Consider the following 15991-nt stretch of genomic DNA (forward strand, 5'->3'; position numbering starts at 1 on the left):
CTCAGACCTCAGAACGGGATATCGTCATCAAAGCTGTCGAAATCCGGAGCCGGCTGCGGCGCGGCCTGTTGTGGCGCTGGACGCGACTCACGCTGAGGCTGCTGGCTTGGCTGCGGACGCGACTGCTGCGGACGCGGTGCGGAGTTGGACATGCCGCCCTGGCCCTGTTGGTCGCCCTGTGGACGGCCGCCCAGCAGTTGCATGGTGCCTTGCATATCGACCACGATTTCGGTGGTGTAACGCTTGATGCCGTCTTTTTCCCACTCGCGGGTCTGCAATTTGCCTTCGATGTACACCTGCGAACCTTTGCGCAGATACTCACCGGCGATCTCGGCAACCTTGCCGAACATCGACACACGGTGCCATTCGGTTTTCTCGACCTTCTGGCCAGTTTGCTTGTCGGTCCACTGTTCGCTGGTCGCCAGACTCAGGTTGGTCACGGCGTTACCGTTCGGCAGGTAGCGAACTTCGGGATCCTGGCCGCATGTACCGACCAATATGACTTTGTTAACCCCACGGGCCATAACGTTCTCCTAGGCTGGGCGCGCTGTCGGCACTGGGTTGACCAGTTGCTCGAGCGTCGCGCGATCCAATAATTCGGTGTCCAATTTGATGTAAATCGCAGCTTCTTCCGCGATCACTACTGCATCCGTTACTCCAACGACGGCCTTGAGGCGCTCGGCCAGGCCAGCTTCGCGCATCGCTTCAGGCGATAACGGCAGGCGCAGGCTCGTCACATACGGAGGTTCGCGCATGGTAACAGCAAAGGCCAGCCAAAGTGCAGCCAGCCCGGCGCATCCGAGGAACACAACCGACAAACCGCCATGCTGGAACATCCAGCCGCCCATGATCCCACCCAGCGCCGAACCGAGGAACTGGCTGGTGGAATACACGCCCATCGCCGTGCCCTTGCCGCCGGCCGGTGAAACCTTGCTGATCAGCGAAGGCAATGACGCCTCCAGCAGGTTGAACGCGGTGAAGAACACCACCGTACCGATCACCAGCGCCCGCAGGCTGTCGCCGAACTGCCAGAAGAATAGTTCAGTGAGCATCAATGTCGCGACGGCGCCGAGTAAAACTCGTTTCATTTTGCGTTTCTTCTCGCCGTAGATGATGAACGGGATCATGGCGAAGAACGAAACCAAAAGCGCGGTCAGGTAGACCCACCAGTGCTGCTCCTTGGGCAACCCGGCTTTTTGCACCAGGGCCAGGGGCAAGGCGACGAAGCTGCACATCAGCATTGCGTGCAACACGAAGATACCTAAATCCAGGCGCAACAGGTCCGGATGCTTGAGGGTCGGCAACAGCGCCTGGCGCGCGACCCCGGATTCACGGTGCTGCAGCGTGCCGGTAGAGCGCGGCACCATAAAGGCCACGATCACGATACCGAACAACGCCATGCCGCCGGTGGCAAGAAACAACCCATGCAGGCCGAACGCGCGCGTCAGCAGCGGGCCGACCACCATTGCCACGGCAAACGACAAACCGATGGTCATGCCGATCATGGCCATGGCCTTGGTGCGATGCTGTTCGCGGGTCAGGTCCGACAGCAGCGCCATTACCGCGGCGGAAATCGCCCCTGCGCCCTGCAGGATACGTCCGGCGATCACGCCCCAGATCGAATCGGACTGCGCCGCGAGCACACTGCCGAGGGCGAACACGATCAGCCCCAGGTAAATCACCGGGCGCCGGCCGATACGGTCGGAAATGATGCCGAACGGAATCTGGAAGATCGCCTGGGTCAGGCCATAGGCGCCGATCGCCAGGCCGATCAATGCGGGGGTCGCGCCGGCGAGATCCATTCCATAGGTCGCCAGCACCGGCAACACCATGAACATGCCCAGCATACGGAAGGCGAACACCAGGGCCAGACCGCTTGCCGCTCGGGTCTCGCCGCTACTCATGCGTTCGCTATGGGGATCGTGCATGGAAAAACCTCGTGTGAACCGGCGGCGATTCTACCAGTCCCATCGATTGAGGGGGTATATGCGGCGCTTTGCCGCGCAGCTTTCATGTAAGGCTGCAAGCGGCCTTTTGACAGTGTATATTCATCCAGTCTTTAGCCGTATACTCCGGCATTATTTACGCCCGCCGTGCGAGGCCATCTTGGACAAGATCCTGATTCGTGGGGCTAGAACCCACAACCTGAAGAACATCGACCTGACCCTGCCCCGGGACAAATTGATCGTTATCACCGGCCTGTCCGGCTCGGGCAAATCGTCCCTGGCGTTCGACACGCTGTACGCCGAAGGCCAGCGGCGCTATGTGGAGTCGCTGTCGGCCTATGCCCGGCAGTTCCTGTCAATGATGGAAAAGCCCGACGTCGACACCATCGAAGGGTTGTCGCCGGCCATTTCCATCGAGCAGAAGTCGACGTCCCATAACCCGCGCTCCACCGTGGGCACCATTACCGAAATCTACGATTACCTGCGTCTGCTGTATGCACGGGTGGGTATTCCCCGCTGTCCGGACCACGATATTCCGCTGGAAGCCCAGACCGTCAGCCAGATGGTCGACCTGGTACTGACCCAGCCGGAAGGTGCCAAGTTGATGCTGCTGGCGCCCGTCATCCGCGAGCGCAAGGGTGAGCACCTGTCGGTCTTTGAAGAGCTGCGGGCGCAAGGTTTCGTGCGCGCCCGCATCAACGGCAAGCTTTATGAGCTGGATGAAGCGCCGAAGCTCGACAAGCAGAAGAAGCACTCCATTGACGTGGTAGTCGACCGCTTCAAGGTGCGTGCCGATCTGCAGCAGCGCCTGGCGGAATCGTTCGAGACCGCGCTGAAGCTGGCAGACGGTATTGCCCTGGTGGCGCCGATGGACGATGAGCCGGGCGAAGAGGTCATTTTCTCTGCGCGCTTTGCCTGCCCGATCTGCGGCCACGCTATCAGCGAGCTGGAACCCAAGCTGTTTTCCTTCAACAACCCAGCCGGCGCATGCCCGACCTGCGATGGCCTGGGCGTTAAGCAGTTCTTCGACATCAAGCGCCTGGTCAATGGCGAACTGACCTTGGCCGAGGGGGCGATACGCGGCTGGGACAGGCGCAACGTCTATTACTTCCAGATGCTGGGGTCGTTGGCGTCCCACTATAAGTTCAGCCTGGAGGTGCCGTTCAACCAATTGCCGGCGGATCAGCAGAAGGTCATCCTCAATGGCAGTGGTTCGCAGAATGTCGACTTCAAATACCTGAACGACCGGGGCGATATCGTCAAGCGTTCGCACCCGTTCGAAGGCATCGTGCCAAACCTGGAACGTCGCTATCGCGAGACCGAGTCGGCGAGCGTACGTGAAGAACTGGCCAAATTCCTCAGCACCCAACCTTGCCCTGATTGCCGCGGCACTCGCCTGCGCCGTGAAGCGCGGCATGTGTGGGTTGGCGAGAAGACGTTGCCGGCGGTGACCAACCTGCCAATCGGCGATGCCTGTGAATACTTTGGCGTGCTCAAGCTGACCGGCCGCCGTGGGGAGATTGCCGACAAGATCCTCAAGGAAATTCGCGAGCGTCTGCAGTTCCTGGTCAATGTCGGCCTGGACTATCTGTCGCTGGATCGCAGTGCCGATACCTTGTCGGGTGGCGAGGCCCAGCGGATTCGCCTGGCCAGCCAGATCGGCGCAGGGCTGGTGGGCGTGTTGTACATCCTCGACGAGCCGTCGATTGGCTTGCACCAACGTGACAATGATCGCCTGCTGGGTACGCTGAAGCACCTGCGGGATATCGGCAACACGGTGATTGTGGTCGAGCACGATGAGGACGCTATTCGCCTGGCGGATTACGTCGTCGATATCGGCCCGGGGGCTGGCATACATGGCGGGCATATTGTCGCCGAAGGCACACCTGCCGAAGTGATGGCTCACCCGGACTCCCTGACCGGTAAATACCTGTCTGGCCGGGTCAAAATCCAAGTGCCGGCCAAACGTACCCCGCGCAACAAGAAGATGGCCTTGCACCTCAAGGGTGCCCGTGGCAACAACTTGCGCAATGTGGACCTGGAAATACCCCTGGGCCTGCTGACCTGTGTGACCGGTGTTTCCGGTTCGGGCAAGTCGACGCTGATCAACAACACGCTGTTCCCATTGAGTGCCACCGCCCTGAACGGCGCCACTACCCTGGAAGCGGCGGCCCATGACAGCATCAAGGGCCTGGAGCATCTGGACAAAGTGGTCGATATCGACCAGAGCCCGATTGGTCGTACGCCGCGTTCCAACCCAGCGACGTATACCGGGCTGTTCACGCCGATTCGCGAGCTGTTTGCCGGCGTACCGGAATCCCGCTCGCGGGGTTATGGGCCCGGCCGCTTCTCGTTCAACGTCAAGGGCGGTCGCTGTGAAGCCTGCCAAGGCGACGGCTTGATCAAGGTAGAGATGCACTTCCTGCCGGATATCTACGTGCCGTGCGACGTGTGCAAGAGCAAACGCTATAACCGCGAAACCCTGGAAATCAAATACAAGGGCAAGAACATCCATGAAACCCTGGAGATGACCATCGAGGAAGCCCGGGTGTTCTTCGATGCGGTTCCAGCGCTGGCGCGCAAGCTGCAGACGTTGATGGATGTGGGCCTGTCTTATATCAAGCTGGGGCAGTCGGCGACCACGCTATCGGGTGGTGAAGCGCAGCGGGTGAAGTTGTCCCGTGAGTTGTCCAAACGAGATACGGGCAAAACCCTGTACATCCTTGATGAACCCACCACGGGCCTGCACTTTGCCGATATCCAGCAACTGCTGGACGTGCTGCACCGCTTGCGCGATCACGGCAACACAGTGGTAGTGATCGAGCACAACCTGGACGTGATCAAGACGGCCGACTGGCTGGTAGACCTTGGACCGGAGGGCGGTTCCAAGGGCGGCCAGATCATTGCGGTCGGTACACCGGAGCAAGTCGCCGAAATGTCACAGTCCCATACTGGCTACTACCTGAAGCCGCTGCTGGAGCGTGACCGGGCCTGATTTATCGGGCCCAATAAAAAGCCCCTGTCACCTCATCGGTGGCAGGGGCTTTTTGCAGCCGGAATCAGAACTGCGATTGCAGGTAATTTTCCAGGCCGATCAGCTTGATCAGACCCAACTGCTTTTCCAGCCAGTAGGTGTGATCTTCTTCGGTGTCATTCAACTGCACTCGCAGGATTTCACGAGTGACATAGTCGTTGTGCTGCTCGCAGAGCTCAATGCCCTTGCAGAGCGCGGCCCTGACCTTGTATTCCAGGCGAAGGTCAGCAGCGAGCATATCCGGCACCGTGGTGCCCACGTCCAAGTCGTCGGGGCGCATACGTGGCGTACCTTCGAGCATCAAGATACGGCGCATCAGTGCGTCAGCGTGCTGCGCCTCTTCTTCCATCTCGTGATTGATACGTTCGTAGAGCTCGGTAAAGCCCCAGTCTTCGTACATGCGCGAATGGATGAAATATTGGTCACGAGCTGCCAGTTCGCCCGTCAGCAACGTGTTGAGGTAATCGATTACGTCGGGGTGACCTTGCATCGCCCTACATCTCCCTGCTTGAAAGTCTGTAGTTTGAACCATGATGACTTGAAGGTCACGGGATCAACGGCAGAAAAGCGAAGATTTCCGGAGAAAAGTAGCTGAAATAACGCAAAAACCGCCCAAATGAGGGCGGTTCTGCTTATCGTTTAGAGTCAGTTAAGCGATACACCCAGTGCCTTTGCGATTGCTTCTCCATAAGCGGGGTCCGCCTTATAGAAATGCTGCAGCTGGCGCTGGACCACATCACTTGAAACGCCGCCCATCGCACCGGCGATGTTGCTGGTAAGCAGCGCTTTCTGCTCGTCGCTCATCAAGCGGAACAGCGCGCCGGCGTGGCTGTAGTAATCGGTATCTTCGCGATGATCGTAACGATCTGCTGCGCCGCTCAAGGCCAGTGCAGGCTCCGCGTAGTGTGGCGCCTGCTTTGGCGCATCGGCGTAGCTGTTTGGCTCGTAGTTGGGCGCTGCGCCACCGTTGCTGCCAAAGGCCATCGAACCGTCACGCTGATAGCTATTGACGGGGTTACGCGGGGCGTTCACCGGCAGCTGCTGGTGATTGGTGCCAACGCGGTACCGATGAGCATCTGCGTAGGCAAAGACGCGACCTTGCAGCATACGGTCTGGCGACAGGCCAACGCCCGGAACCATATTGCTTGGGCCGAACGCGGCTTGTTCCACTTCAGCGAAATAGTTCTGCGGGTTGCGGTTGAGTTCCAGCTCACCCACCTCGATCAGGGGGAACTCCTTCTGCGACCAGGTCTTGGTTACATCGAAAGGGTTTTCGTAATGAGCATTGGCCTGGGCCTCGGTCATGACCTGGATGCAGACGCGCCATTTCGGGAAGTCACCGCGCTCGATTGCGCCGAACAGATCGCGCTGGGCGTAGTCTGGGTCGGTACCCGCCAGGCGCGCAGCTTCAGCCGGTGCCAGGTTCTTGATGCCTTGCTTGGTCTTGTAGTGCCATTTCACCCAGTGGCGCTCGCCCTTGGCGTTAATCAGGCTATAGGTGTGACTGCCGAAGCCGTGCATGTGGCGGTAGCCGTCCGGGATGCCACGGTCCGAAAACAAGATGGTGACCTGGTGCAGCGCCTCTGGGGAGTGCGACCAGAAATCCCACATCATCTGCGCGCTTTTCAGGTTGCTTTGCGGCAAGCGCTTTTGGGTATGGATGAAATCGGGGAATTTCAGCGGGTCGCGGATGAAGAACACAGGCGTGTTGTTGCCAACGATGTCCCAGTTGCCTTCCTCGGTGTAGAACTTCAAGGCGAAACCGCGTGGGTCGCGTTCAGTGTCAGCCGAACCGCGCTCGCCACCCACAGTGGAGAACCGCAGGAAGGTCGGCGTTTGCTTACCTACTGACTCGAACAGCTTGGCGCTGGTGTATTGAGTGATGTCTTGGGTAACGGTGAACGTACCGTAGGCGCCCGAACCTTTGGCGTGTACACGGCGCTCCGGAATATTTTCACGGTTGAAGTGAGCGAGCTTCTCGATCAGGTGAAAGTCGTCGAGCAGCAGTGGGCCACGGGGGCCAGCGGAACGGGAATTCTGATTATCCGCAACGGGAGCGCCGCTGGCGGTGGTAAGGATTTTATTCTGGCTCATGCGCAATCTTCCTCAGGTCGGAATTGAAACTGCCGGCTAATCGGCTTGGAGGGAGTATTGATCAACGGCATGACACCCACAAATTTATTAAATTGCGGACTTCAATAGAAAATTACTACCAACCAAGGCAATACGCATAGTGCCCCTTGCTCCATAGGGAAACTTGTACATATCGCGCTTTTGTTACGCGCACAAAAAACCGGGCGCTAGGCCCGGTTCTTCGTTACAGACTCGTCTTACTCGGCGCTTACAGCTTCGCCGGCAGTAGCACGATCAACCAACTCGACGTACGCCATAGGCGCGTTGTCGCCAGTGCGGAAACCGCACTTGAGGATGCGCAGGTAGCCACCCTCACGGGTAGCGTAACGCTTGCCCAGGTCGTTGAAGAGCTTACCAACGATAGCTTTCGAACGAGTACGGTCGAAAGCCAGACGGCGGTTAGCCAGGCTATCTGTCTTGGCCAAAGTGATCAGCGGCTCAGCAACGCGACGCAGTTCTTTAGCTTTCGGCAGTGTAGTTTTGATCAGCTCGTGCTCGAACAGCGACACCGCCATGTTTTGGAACATGGCCTTGCGGTGCGAGCTGGTACGGCTCAGGTGACGACCACTTTTACGATGACGCATGGTTCATTCCTTACCAAACTCACGTTCGGTGATTACGACGATCAGGCAGTCGCCTTGTCGTCCTTCTTAAGACTTGCAGGCGGCCAGTTGTCGAGGCGCATGCCGAGGGACAGACCGCGGGAGGCCAGAACGTCCTTGATTTCAGTCAAGGATTTCTTGCCCAGGTTCGGAGTCTTCAACAGTTCTACTTCGGTACGCTGAATCAGATCACCGATGTAGTAAATGTTTTCCGCCTTAAGGCAGTTAGCCGAACGTACAGTCAGTTCCAGATCGTCAACCGGGCGAAGCAGGATCGGATCGATCTCGTCTTCCTGCTCGATTACCACTGGTTCGCTGTCACCTTTGAGGTCGACGAACGCAGCCAACTGCTGTTGCAGAATGGTTGCAGCGCGGCGGATAGCCTCTTCAGGATCCAGGGTACCGTTGGTTTCCAGATCAATAACCAGCTTGTCCAGGTTAGTACGCTGCTCGACACGGGCGTTTTCCACCACGTATGCGATACGGCGAACCGGGCTGAACGAAGAGTCAAGCTGCAAGCGACCAATGCTGCGGCTTTCGTCTTCATCGCTCTGACGCGAGTCGGCCGGTTCATAACCACGACCACGAGCTACGGTGAGCTTCATGTTCAGGGCGCCGTTAGACGCCAGGTTAGCGATTACGTGATCGGGGTTAACGATCTCGACATCATGATCCAGCTGAATATCGGCAGCGGTAACCACCCCCGAACCCTTCTTCGACAAGGTCAGCGTAACTTCGTCACGGCCGTGCAGCTTGATAGCCAGACCTTTAAGGTTCAACAGGATTTCAATTACGTCTTCCTGTACACCTTCGATGGCGCTGTACTCGTGGAGCACACCGTCAATCTCGGCCTCGACTACTGCACAGCCGGGCATTGAGGACAACAGGATGCGGCGCAGCGCGTTGCCCAGGGTGTGGCCAAAACCACGCTCGAGAGGCTCGAGCGTAATTTTAGCGCGGGTTGGACTGACAACCTGCACATCAATGTGGCGGGGTGTCAGGAACTCATTTACCGAAATCTGCATGGATGCACCTATTTTCTAGCCCTTACTTGGAGTAGAGCTCGACAATCAGGCTTTCGTTGATGTCGGCGGACAGATCACTGCGAGCAGGAACGTTCTTAAAAACGCCCGACTTCTTCTCAGTGTCTACTTCTACCCATTCTACGCGGCCACGTTGGGCACACAGATCGAGAGCTTGGACAATGCGAAGTTGGTTTTTTGCTTTCTCGCGAACTGCGACCACGTCACCAGCACGAACCTGGTAGGACGGAACGTTTACGGTCTGACCGTTAACGCTGATCGACTTGTGCGATACCAGCTGACGGGATTCGGCACGAGTCGAACCAAAGCCCATACGGTATACAACGTTGTCCAGACGGCATTCGAGCAGTTGCAGCAGGTTTTCACCGGTTGCACCTTTTTTGCCAGCAGCTTCTTTGTAGTAGCCGCTGAACTGACGCTCGAGAACGCCGTAAATACGACGGACCTTCTGCTTTTCACGCAGTTGGGTGCCGTAATCGGACTGGCGACCGCGGCGTTGGCCGTGGATACCAGGTGCTGCTTCAATGTTGCACTTCGATTCGATCGCGCGCACGCCGCTCTTCAAGAAGAGATCGGTGCCTTCGCGACGAGCGAGTTTGCATTTTGGACCAATGTAACGAGCCATTCTTTACAATCTCCTGGATTACACGCGGCGCTTCTTCGGCGGACGGCACCCGTTGTGCGGGATTGGCGTCACGTCGGTGATGCTGGCGATCTTATAGCCACAGCCGTTCAAAGCACGGACAGCAGACTCACGACCTGGACCTGGACCTTTGACGTTAACGTCGAGGTTTTTCAGGCCGTATTCCAGCGCAGCTTGGCCAGCACGTTCAGCAGCTACTTGAGCAGCGAACGGGGTGGACTTGCGGGAACCGCGGAAACCCGAACCACCGGAGGTAGCCCAAGAAAGCGCGTTACCTTGACGGTCGGTGATGGTCACGATTGTGTTGTTAAAAGATGCATGGATGTGGGCGATGCCATCAACCACTGTCTTTTTAACTTTTTTACGAGGACGAGCAGCAGGTTTTGCCATGATAATTTTCCTGTCGATTCGCGTGGGCGATTACTTGCGGATCGGCTTACGCGGACCTTTACGGGTACGCGCGTTAGTCTTGGTACGCTGACCGCGCACTGGAAGACCACGACGATGACGCAGACCACGGTAGCAACCGAGGTCCATCAAACGCTTGATTTTCATGTTGATTTCGCGACGCAGGTCACCTTCAGTGGTGAACTTCGCCACTTCGCCACGCAACAGCTCAATCTGCTCGTCGCTCAGATCTTTGATCTTTGCGGCTGGGTTTACCCCAGTATCTGCGCAAATTTTCTGCGCAGTAGTGCGACCAACACCATAGATGTAGGTCAGCGAGATAACAGTGTGCTTGTTATCTGGAATGTTAACGCCTGCAATACGGGCCATTCAGTGGGACTCCAATTGACAGCTACCTACGCCCCGGAAGCCAAGAAATAGGGCGCGAGATAATATCGCTGTAATAACAAATAATCAACCCGGCAGCGCACTAGCTGCCGGGCTTCAAGCGGATCACACTCAGCCTTGGCGCTGTTTGTGACGCGGTTCCGCGCTGCAAATTACTCGAACAACACCTTCGCGGCGAATAATCTTGCAGTTACGGCACAGCTTTTTCACCGATGCACGAACTTTCATCACCAACTCCTCGAACCTTATGGGGTACTCAGCGCAACATGCCGCTGCCGTAGCCCTTCAGGTTGGCTTTCTTCATCAGGGATTCGTACTGGTGCGAAACGAGGTGCGATTGTACTTGGGACATGAAGTCCATCACAACCACGACCACGATCAGCAACGAGGTCCCGCCAAGGTAGAACGGAACGTTTGCTGCAACCACCAGGAACTGGGGAAGCAGACACACGGCCGTCATATATAGAGCACCGAACAGGGTCAAACGAGTCAGAACGCCATCAATGTAGCGCGCAGACTGCTCACCTGGACGAATACCCGGAATAAAGGCACCGGACTTCTTCAGGTTTTCCGCTACGTCTTTCGGATTGAACATCAACGCCGTATAGAAGAAGCAGAAGAAAATAATCCCTGCACTAAACAGCAGAATATTCAACGGCTGACCAGGAGCGATCGACTGAGAGAGGTCCTGCAGCCAGCCCATATTTTCGGACTGACCAAACCAGGTACCCAACGAAGCCGGAAACAGCAAGATGCTGCTCGCGAAAATTGCCGGAATAACGCCGGCCATATTCACCTTCAGCGGCAAGTGGCTGGTCTGCGCAGCAAAGACCTTACGGCCCTGCTGACGCTTGGCGTAGTGAACAGCAATACGACGCTGGCCACGCTCAATGAACACCACAAAACCGATAATCGCTACTGCCAGCAAACCGATGGCAACCAAGGCGAAGATATTGATATCACCCTGACGCGCAGACTCGAAAGACTGCCCGATTGCTCTCGGAAGACCGGCGACGATACCTGCGAAAATCAACATCGAGATACCGTTGCCAACACCACGCTCAGTAATCTGCTCACCCAGCCACATCATGAACATCGCACCAGCCACAAAAGTGGATACCGCGACGAAATGGAAGCCAAAGTCACCAGTGAACGCAACGCCCTGCCCAGCCAGGCCAACGGACATGCCGATAGCTTGAACCAGGGCGAGGACGACAGTGCCGTAGCGGGTGTACTGGCTAATCTTGCGACGGCCAGCTTCACCTTCCTTCTTCAACTGCTCCAACTGCGGGCTGACGGCGGTCATCAGTTGCATGATGATCGATGCCGAAATGTACGGCATGATCCCCAGTGCAAAGATGCTCATCCGTTCCAGCGCGCCGCCGGAAAACATGTTGAACAAGCTAAGAATGGTCCCCTCATTCTGTCGAAACAGGTCTGCGAGTCGGTCCGGGTTGATACCTGGAACCGGGATGTGTGCGCCTATTCGGTAGACGATAATCGCCAGGAACAGAAAACGCAGACGAGCCCAAAGTTCAGACATACCGCCTTTGCCGAGCGCTGAGAGAGCACCTTGCTTAGCCATTTATTCCTCGAACTTGCCGCCAGCTGCTTCGATAGCCGAACGCGCACCTTTGGTGGCGCCGATTCCCTTGCCGATAGTGACAGCGCGAGTCACTTCACCGGACAGCATGATTTTCACACGCTGTACGTTGACGTTGATCACGTTGGCATCTTTCAGGGTCTGCACAGTAACGATGTCGCCTTCCACTTTAGCCAGCTCGGACAGACGCACTTCTGCGCGGTCCATGGCTTTCAGGGATACGAAACCGAACTTAGGCAGGCGACGATGCAGCGGCTGTTGACCGCCTTCAAAGCCTGGAGCAATGGTGCCACCGGAGCGGGAGGTTTGACCTTTGTGGCCACGGCCACCAGTCTTACCCAAACCGCTACCGATACCACGGCCCGGACGATGCTTTTCGCGACGGGAACCCGGCGCTGGACTCAGATCATTGAGTTTCATCGATTAACCCTCTACACGCAGCATGTAGTAAGCCTTGTTGATCATCCCGCGATTCTCGGGAGTATCCTGGACTTCTACAGTGTGACCGATGCGACGCAGACCCAGACCTTTAACGCACAATTTGTGGTTAGGGATGCGGCCGGTCATGCTTTTGATCAGCGTTACTTTAACGGTAGCCATGATCAGAAGATCTCCTTGACAGTCAAGCCGCGCTTGGCAGCAATGGACTCAGGAGATTGCATAGCTTTCAAACCTTTGAAAGTGGCGTGAACCACGTTTACCGGGTTAGTCGAGCCGTAGCACTTGGCCAGAACGTTCTGAACGCCAGCAACTTCGAGGACAGCACGCATAGCGCCGCCAGCGATGATACCGGTACCTTCAGAAGCAGGCTGCATGTACACCTTCGAAGCGCCATGGGCGGACTTCATTGCGTACTGCAGAGTGGTGCCGTTCAGATCAACTTGGATCATGTTGCGACGAGCAGCTTCCATTGCCTTCTGGATCGCGGCAGGCACTTCACGTGACTTGCCACGGCCGAAGCCAACACGCCCTTTACCATCACCAACCACGGTCAACGCGGTGAAAGTGAAGATACGGCCGCCTTTAACGGTTTTGGCTACGCGGTTAACTTGAACCAGCTTCTCAATGTAGCCTTCGTCGCGCTTTTGGTCGTTATTTGACATAACTTAGAACTCCAGCCCAGCTTCACGAGCAGCATCAGCCAGCGCTTTAACGCGGCCGTGGTACTTGAAGCCAGAGCGGTCGAAAGCCACTTGCGAGACGCCCACGGCCTTAGCACGTGTAGCGACCAGCTGGCCAACCTTTGTGGCCGCGTCGATGTTGCCGGTGGCACCATCACGCAGTTCTTTATCCAAAGTCGAGGCGCTTGCCAGGACTTTGTTGCCGTCGGCCGAGATGACCTGGGCGTAGATATGCTGCGACGAGCGGTACACGCAGAGACGCACGACTTCGAGTTCGTGCATTTTCAGGCGTGCTTTGCGAGCGCGACGCAGTCGAGTAACTTTTTTGTCGGTCATTTGCTATGCCCTACTTCTTCTTGGCTTCTTTACGACGGACGACTTCGTCCGCGTAGCGCACACCTTTGCCTTTGTACGGCTCTGGTGGACGGAAGTCGCGGATCTCAGCGGCCACCTGACCTACCAGCTGCTTATCGATGCCCTTGATCAGGATATCGGTTTGGCTAGGGGTCTCAGCGGTGATGCCTTCCGGCAGTTCGTAATCCACTGGGTGCGAGAAGCCAAGGGCAAGGTTCAGAACCGTGCCTTTTGCTTGCGCTTTGTAACCAACACCGACCAGTTGGAGCTTACGCTCGAAGCCTTGGCTTACGCCTTGGACCATATTGTTTACCAACGCACGCGTGGTACCGGCCATTGCGCGAGTTTGTTGATCGCCATTGCGAGCAGCGAAACGCAGCTCACCAGCCTCTTCAACGATCTCAACGGACGAATGGATGTTCAGTTCAAGAGTGCCCTTGGCACCCTTCACCGAAAGCTGTTGGCCTGCGAATTTGACTTCGACACCGGCTGGCAGCTTAACGGGGTTCTTAGCGACGCGAGACATGCTTATCCCCCCTTAGAACACAGTGCAAAGAACTTCGCCGCCGACACCGGCAGCGCGCGCAGCACGATCCGTCATCACACCTTTGTTGGTGGAGACGATAGACACGCCCAGACCGCCACGAACTTTCGGCAGATCTTCAGCGGACTTGTACTGACGCAGGCCTGGACGGCTAACGCGCTTCACTTCCTCGATGACCGAACGGCCTTCGAAGTACTTCAGCTCGATGGACAGCAACGGCTTGATTTCGCTGCTGATCTGATAACCCGCAATGTAACCTTCGTCTTTCAGGACTTTGGCAACAGCTACCTTCAACTTGGAAGATGGCATGCTTACGACGGACTTTTCAGCCATCTGGGCATTACGGATACGAGTTAGCATGTCCGCTAACGGGTCCTGCATACTCATGGGCTAGACGCTCCTAATACACAAAAAATTAGCCTTGCGGCTACATATGTCGCCGAGAATCTCCGAGCGTAAAAAACACGGGCTCAGGCGAGCCGCGTATTTTAGACACAGTCCGGAAATGAAACAAGCCCCAAAAGGGGCTTGTTCCAGATTCAAGGTCACCGGCGGTCAGTATCTTGCGATACCAACCACCTTGACGCTGAAAGTACTTACCAGCTGGCTTTAACCAGACCTGGTACGTCACCACGCATTGCCGCTTCACGCAGTTTGTTACGGCCGAGGCCGAACTTGCGGTAAACGCCGTGTGGACGACCGGTCAGGCGGCAGCGGTTACGCATGCGCGAGGCGCTTGCGTCACGTGGCTGCTTCTGCAGAGCAACTGTAGCTTCCCAACGCGCTTCTGGACTTGCGTTCAGATCAACGATGATTGCTTTCAGTGCTGCACGCTTCTTGGCGTACTTGGCAACCGTGAGCTGACGTTTCAGCTCGCGGTTTTTCATGCTCATCTTGGCCATGGTCCTACTCCAATCAGTTGCGGAACGGGAATTTGAAAGCACGCAACAGGGCGCGACCTTCATCATCGTTCTTGGCAGTGGTGGTCAGGGTGATGTCCAGACCGCGGAGAGCATCGATCTTGTCGTAGTCGATTTCCGGGAAAATGATCTGCTCTTTCACGCCCATGCTGTAGTTACCACGACCATCGAAGGACTTGGCATTCAGGCCGCGGAAGTCGCGAACCCGAGGCAGGGAGATCGACAGCAGGCGATCCAGGAATTCGTACATACGCTCACGGCGCAGAGTCACTTTGACGCCGATCGGCCAGCCTTCGCGGACTTTAAAGCCAGCGATGGATTTCCGAGCGTAAGTCACAACGACTTTTTGACCGGTGATCTTTTCCAGGTCAGCAACAGCGTGCTCGATGACTTTTTTGTCACCGACCGCTTCGCCCAAACCCATGTTCAGGGTGATTTTGGTAACGCGTGGAACTTCCATCACGTTCGAAAGCTTAAGTTCTTCCTTAAGTTTCGGTGCGATTTCTTTCCAGTAAATCTCTTTTAGTCGTGCCATGGTCTTCTACCTAGCAGTGTTCAAGCATCAACCGCTTTTTGGGTCGACTTGAAGACACGAATTTTCTTGCCATCTTCTACTTTGAAACCAACGCGGTCAGCCTTGTTGGTTTCGCCGTTGAAAATGGCGACGTTAGAAGCGTCCAGCGGAGCTTCTTTTTCGACGATACCGCCCTGCACGCCCGACATCGGGTTAGGCTTGGTATGACGCTTGACCAGGTTCAGACCGCCGATAACCAGACGGTTATTAGCGAGAACCTTAAGCACCTTACCGCGCTTACCTTTGTCTTTGCCGGCGATCACGATGATCTCGTCGTCACGACGAATCTTTTGCATGTCGGATCTCCTTACAGCACTTCTGGGGCGAGCGAGACGATCTTCATGAACTTCTCAGTACGAAGTTCACGGGTCACTGGCCCAAAGATACGGGTGCCGATAGGCTCTTGCTTGTTGTTCAGAAGAACAGCAGCGTTGCCATCAAAGCGGATAATGGAGCCATCAGCACGACGTACGCCGTGACGAGTGCGGACTACAACAGCAGTCATCACTTGGCCTTTTTTCACTTTACCGCGAGGAATTGCTTCCTTGACGGTAACTTTGATGATGTCACCGATACCAGCGTAACGACGATGGGAGCCACCCAGCACCTTGATGCACATAACGCGGCGAGCGCCGCTGTTATCGGCCACATCGAGCATGGATTGAGTCTGAATCATATA

General features: G+C 56.4%; 22 protein-coding genes. 1 reads left to right on the forward strand and 21 read right to left on the reverse strand.

Annotated features, from left to right (window positions below; genetic code table 11):
- Positions 1–8: 8 nt before the first annotated feature.
- The gene (locus C4J92_RS23630) at positions 9–524 is read right to left on the reverse strand and encodes a single-stranded DNA-binding protein (RefSeq protein ID WP_003232445.1); all 516 of its coding nucleotides are present in this window, start codon (positions 522–524) and stop codon (positions 9–11) included.
- Between the two features lie 9 nt (positions 525–533).
- Positions 534–1928, reverse strand: coding sequence for an MFS transporter (locus C4J92_RS23635; protein ID WP_124364611.1), 1395 nt, complete (start codon positions 1926–1928; stop codon positions 534–536).
- A gap of 178 nt (positions 1929–2106) precedes the next feature.
- Between C4J92_RS23635 and uvrA the strand changes: the two genes are divergently transcribed.
- Positions 2107–4941, forward strand: a complete 2835-nt coding sequence (uvrA, locus tag C4J92_RS23640) for an excinuclease ABC subunit UvrA (protein WP_124405420.1) — start codon at positions 2107–2109, stop codon at positions 4939–4941.
- A gap of 64 nt (positions 4942–5005) precedes the next feature.
- On the opposite strand, the gene bfr is transcribed toward uvrA, so the two are convergent.
- The 19 genes from bfr to rplN form a co-directional block, all read right to left on the reverse strand.
- Positions 5006–5470 carry a bacterioferritin gene (gene bfr / locus C4J92_RS23645; protein ID WP_003176400.1) on the reverse strand — a complete coding sequence of 155 codons (465 nt, stop codon included), beginning with the start codon at positions 5468–5470 and terminating at the stop codon, positions 5006–5008.
- 155 nt (positions 5471–5625) lie between these two features.
- Positions 5626–7074 (reverse strand): catalase, encoded by a 1449-nt coding sequence (locus C4J92_RS23650; RefSeq protein WP_124405421.1) that lies wholly within the window; start codon positions 7072–7074, stop codon positions 5626–5628.
- A gap of 236 nt (positions 7075–7310) precedes the next feature.
- Positions 7311–7697, reverse strand: coding sequence for a 50S ribosomal protein L17 (gene rplQ / locus C4J92_RS23655; protein WP_007918448.1), 387 nt, complete (start codon positions 7695–7697; stop codon positions 7311–7313).
- Positions 7698–7738: 41 nt separating this feature from the next.
- Positions 7739–8740, reverse strand: a complete 1002-nt coding sequence (gene rpoA / locus C4J92_RS23660) for a DNA-directed RNA polymerase subunit alpha (RefSeq protein ID WP_003176403.1) — start codon at positions 8738–8740, stop codon at positions 7739–7741.
- A 22-nt stretch (positions 8741–8762) separates the two neighbouring features.
- Positions 8763–9383 carry a 30S ribosomal protein S4 gene (rpsD, locus tag C4J92_RS23665; protein ID WP_003176404.1) on the reverse strand — a complete coding sequence of 207 codons (621 nt, stop codon included), beginning with the start codon at positions 9381–9383 and terminating at the stop codon, positions 8763–8765.
- 18 nt (positions 9384–9401) lie between these two features.
- Positions 9402–9791: a 30S ribosomal protein S11 gene (gene rpsK / locus C4J92_RS23670; RefSeq protein ID WP_002555466.1), complete on the reverse strand. Its 390-nt coding sequence runs from the start codon at positions 9789–9791 to the stop codon at positions 9402–9404.
- 30 nt (positions 9792–9821) lie between these two features.
- Positions 9822–10178: a 30S ribosomal protein S13 gene (gene rpsM / locus C4J92_RS23675; protein WP_003210063.1), complete on the reverse strand. Its 357-nt coding sequence runs from the start codon at positions 10176–10178 to the stop codon at positions 9822–9824.
- 129 nt (positions 10179–10307) lie between these two features.
- Positions 10308–10424: a 50S ribosomal protein L36 gene (gene rpmJ, locus C4J92_RS23680; RefSeq protein WP_002555468.1), complete on the reverse strand. Its 117-nt coding sequence runs from the start codon at positions 10422–10424 to the stop codon at positions 10308–10310.
- A gap of 28 nt (positions 10425–10452) precedes the next feature.
- Positions 10453–11781 carry a preprotein translocase subunit SecY gene (gene secY, locus C4J92_RS23685; protein ID WP_003194637.1) on the reverse strand — a complete coding sequence of 443 codons (1329 nt, stop codon included), beginning with the start codon at positions 11779–11781 and terminating at the stop codon, positions 10453–10455.
- Positions 11782–12219 carry a 50S ribosomal protein L15 gene (gene rplO / locus C4J92_RS23690; protein ID WP_003176407.1) on the reverse strand — a complete coding sequence of 146 codons (438 nt, stop codon included), beginning with the start codon at positions 12217–12219 and terminating at the stop codon, positions 11782–11784. It abuts the gene before it with no gap.
- A gap of 3 nt (positions 12220–12222) precedes the next feature.
- Positions 12223–12399 carry a 50S ribosomal protein L30 gene (gene rpmD, locus C4J92_RS23695; protein ID WP_003176408.1) on the reverse strand — a complete coding sequence of 59 codons (177 nt, stop codon included), beginning with the start codon at positions 12397–12399 and terminating at the stop codon, positions 12223–12225.
- 2 nt (positions 12400–12401) lie between these two features.
- Positions 12402–12902 (reverse strand): 30S ribosomal protein S5, encoded by a 501-nt coding sequence (rpsE, locus tag C4J92_RS23700; RefSeq protein WP_003176409.1) that lies wholly within the window; start codon positions 12900–12902, stop codon positions 12402–12404.
- 3 nt (positions 12903–12905) lie between these two features.
- Positions 12906–13256, reverse strand: a complete 351-nt coding sequence (rplR, locus tag C4J92_RS23705; protein WP_017135964.1) for a 50S ribosomal protein L18 — start codon at positions 13254–13256, stop codon at positions 12906–12908.
- A 10-nt stretch (positions 13257–13266) separates the two neighbouring features.
- Entirely contained in the window at positions 13267–13800 is a 534-nt protein-coding gene (gene rplF, locus C4J92_RS23710) for a 50S ribosomal protein L6 (protein ID WP_003176412.1), read from the reverse strand.
- A gap of 12 nt (positions 13801–13812) precedes the next feature.
- The gene (gene rpsH, locus C4J92_RS23715) at positions 13813–14205 is read right to left on the reverse strand and encodes a 30S ribosomal protein S8 (protein ID WP_003176413.1); all 393 of its coding nucleotides are present in this window, start codon (positions 14203–14205) and stop codon (positions 13813–13815) included.
- Between the two features lie 209 nt (positions 14206–14414).
- On the reverse strand, positions 14415–14720 hold the full coding sequence (rpsN, locus tag C4J92_RS23720) for a 30S ribosomal protein S14 (RefSeq protein ID WP_003176414.1): 306 nt from the start codon (positions 14718–14720) through the stop codon (positions 14415–14417).
- A 13-nt stretch (positions 14721–14733) separates the two neighbouring features.
- Positions 14734–15273 (reverse strand): 50S ribosomal protein L5, encoded by a 540-nt coding sequence (gene rplE, locus C4J92_RS23725; RefSeq protein WP_003176415.1) that lies wholly within the window; start codon positions 15271–15273, stop codon positions 14734–14736.
- Positions 15274–15293: 20 nt separating this feature from the next.
- Positions 15294–15608, reverse strand: a complete 315-nt coding sequence (gene rplX, locus C4J92_RS23730; RefSeq protein ID WP_003176416.1) for a 50S ribosomal protein L24 — start codon at positions 15606–15608, stop codon at positions 15294–15296.
- An 11-nt stretch (positions 15609–15619) separates the two neighbouring features.
- On the reverse strand, positions 15620–15988 hold the full coding sequence (rplN, locus tag C4J92_RS23735; RefSeq protein ID WP_002555479.1) for a 50S ribosomal protein L14: 369 nt from the start codon (positions 15986–15988) through the stop codon (positions 15620–15622).
- Between the last annotated feature and the right edge of the window lie 3 nt (positions 15989–15991).

Source organism: Pseudomonas sp. R3-18-08, assembly GCF_003852065.1.
Classification (GTDB): domain Bacteria; phylum Pseudomonadota; class Gammaproteobacteria; order Pseudomonadales; family Pseudomonadaceae; genus Aquipseudomonas.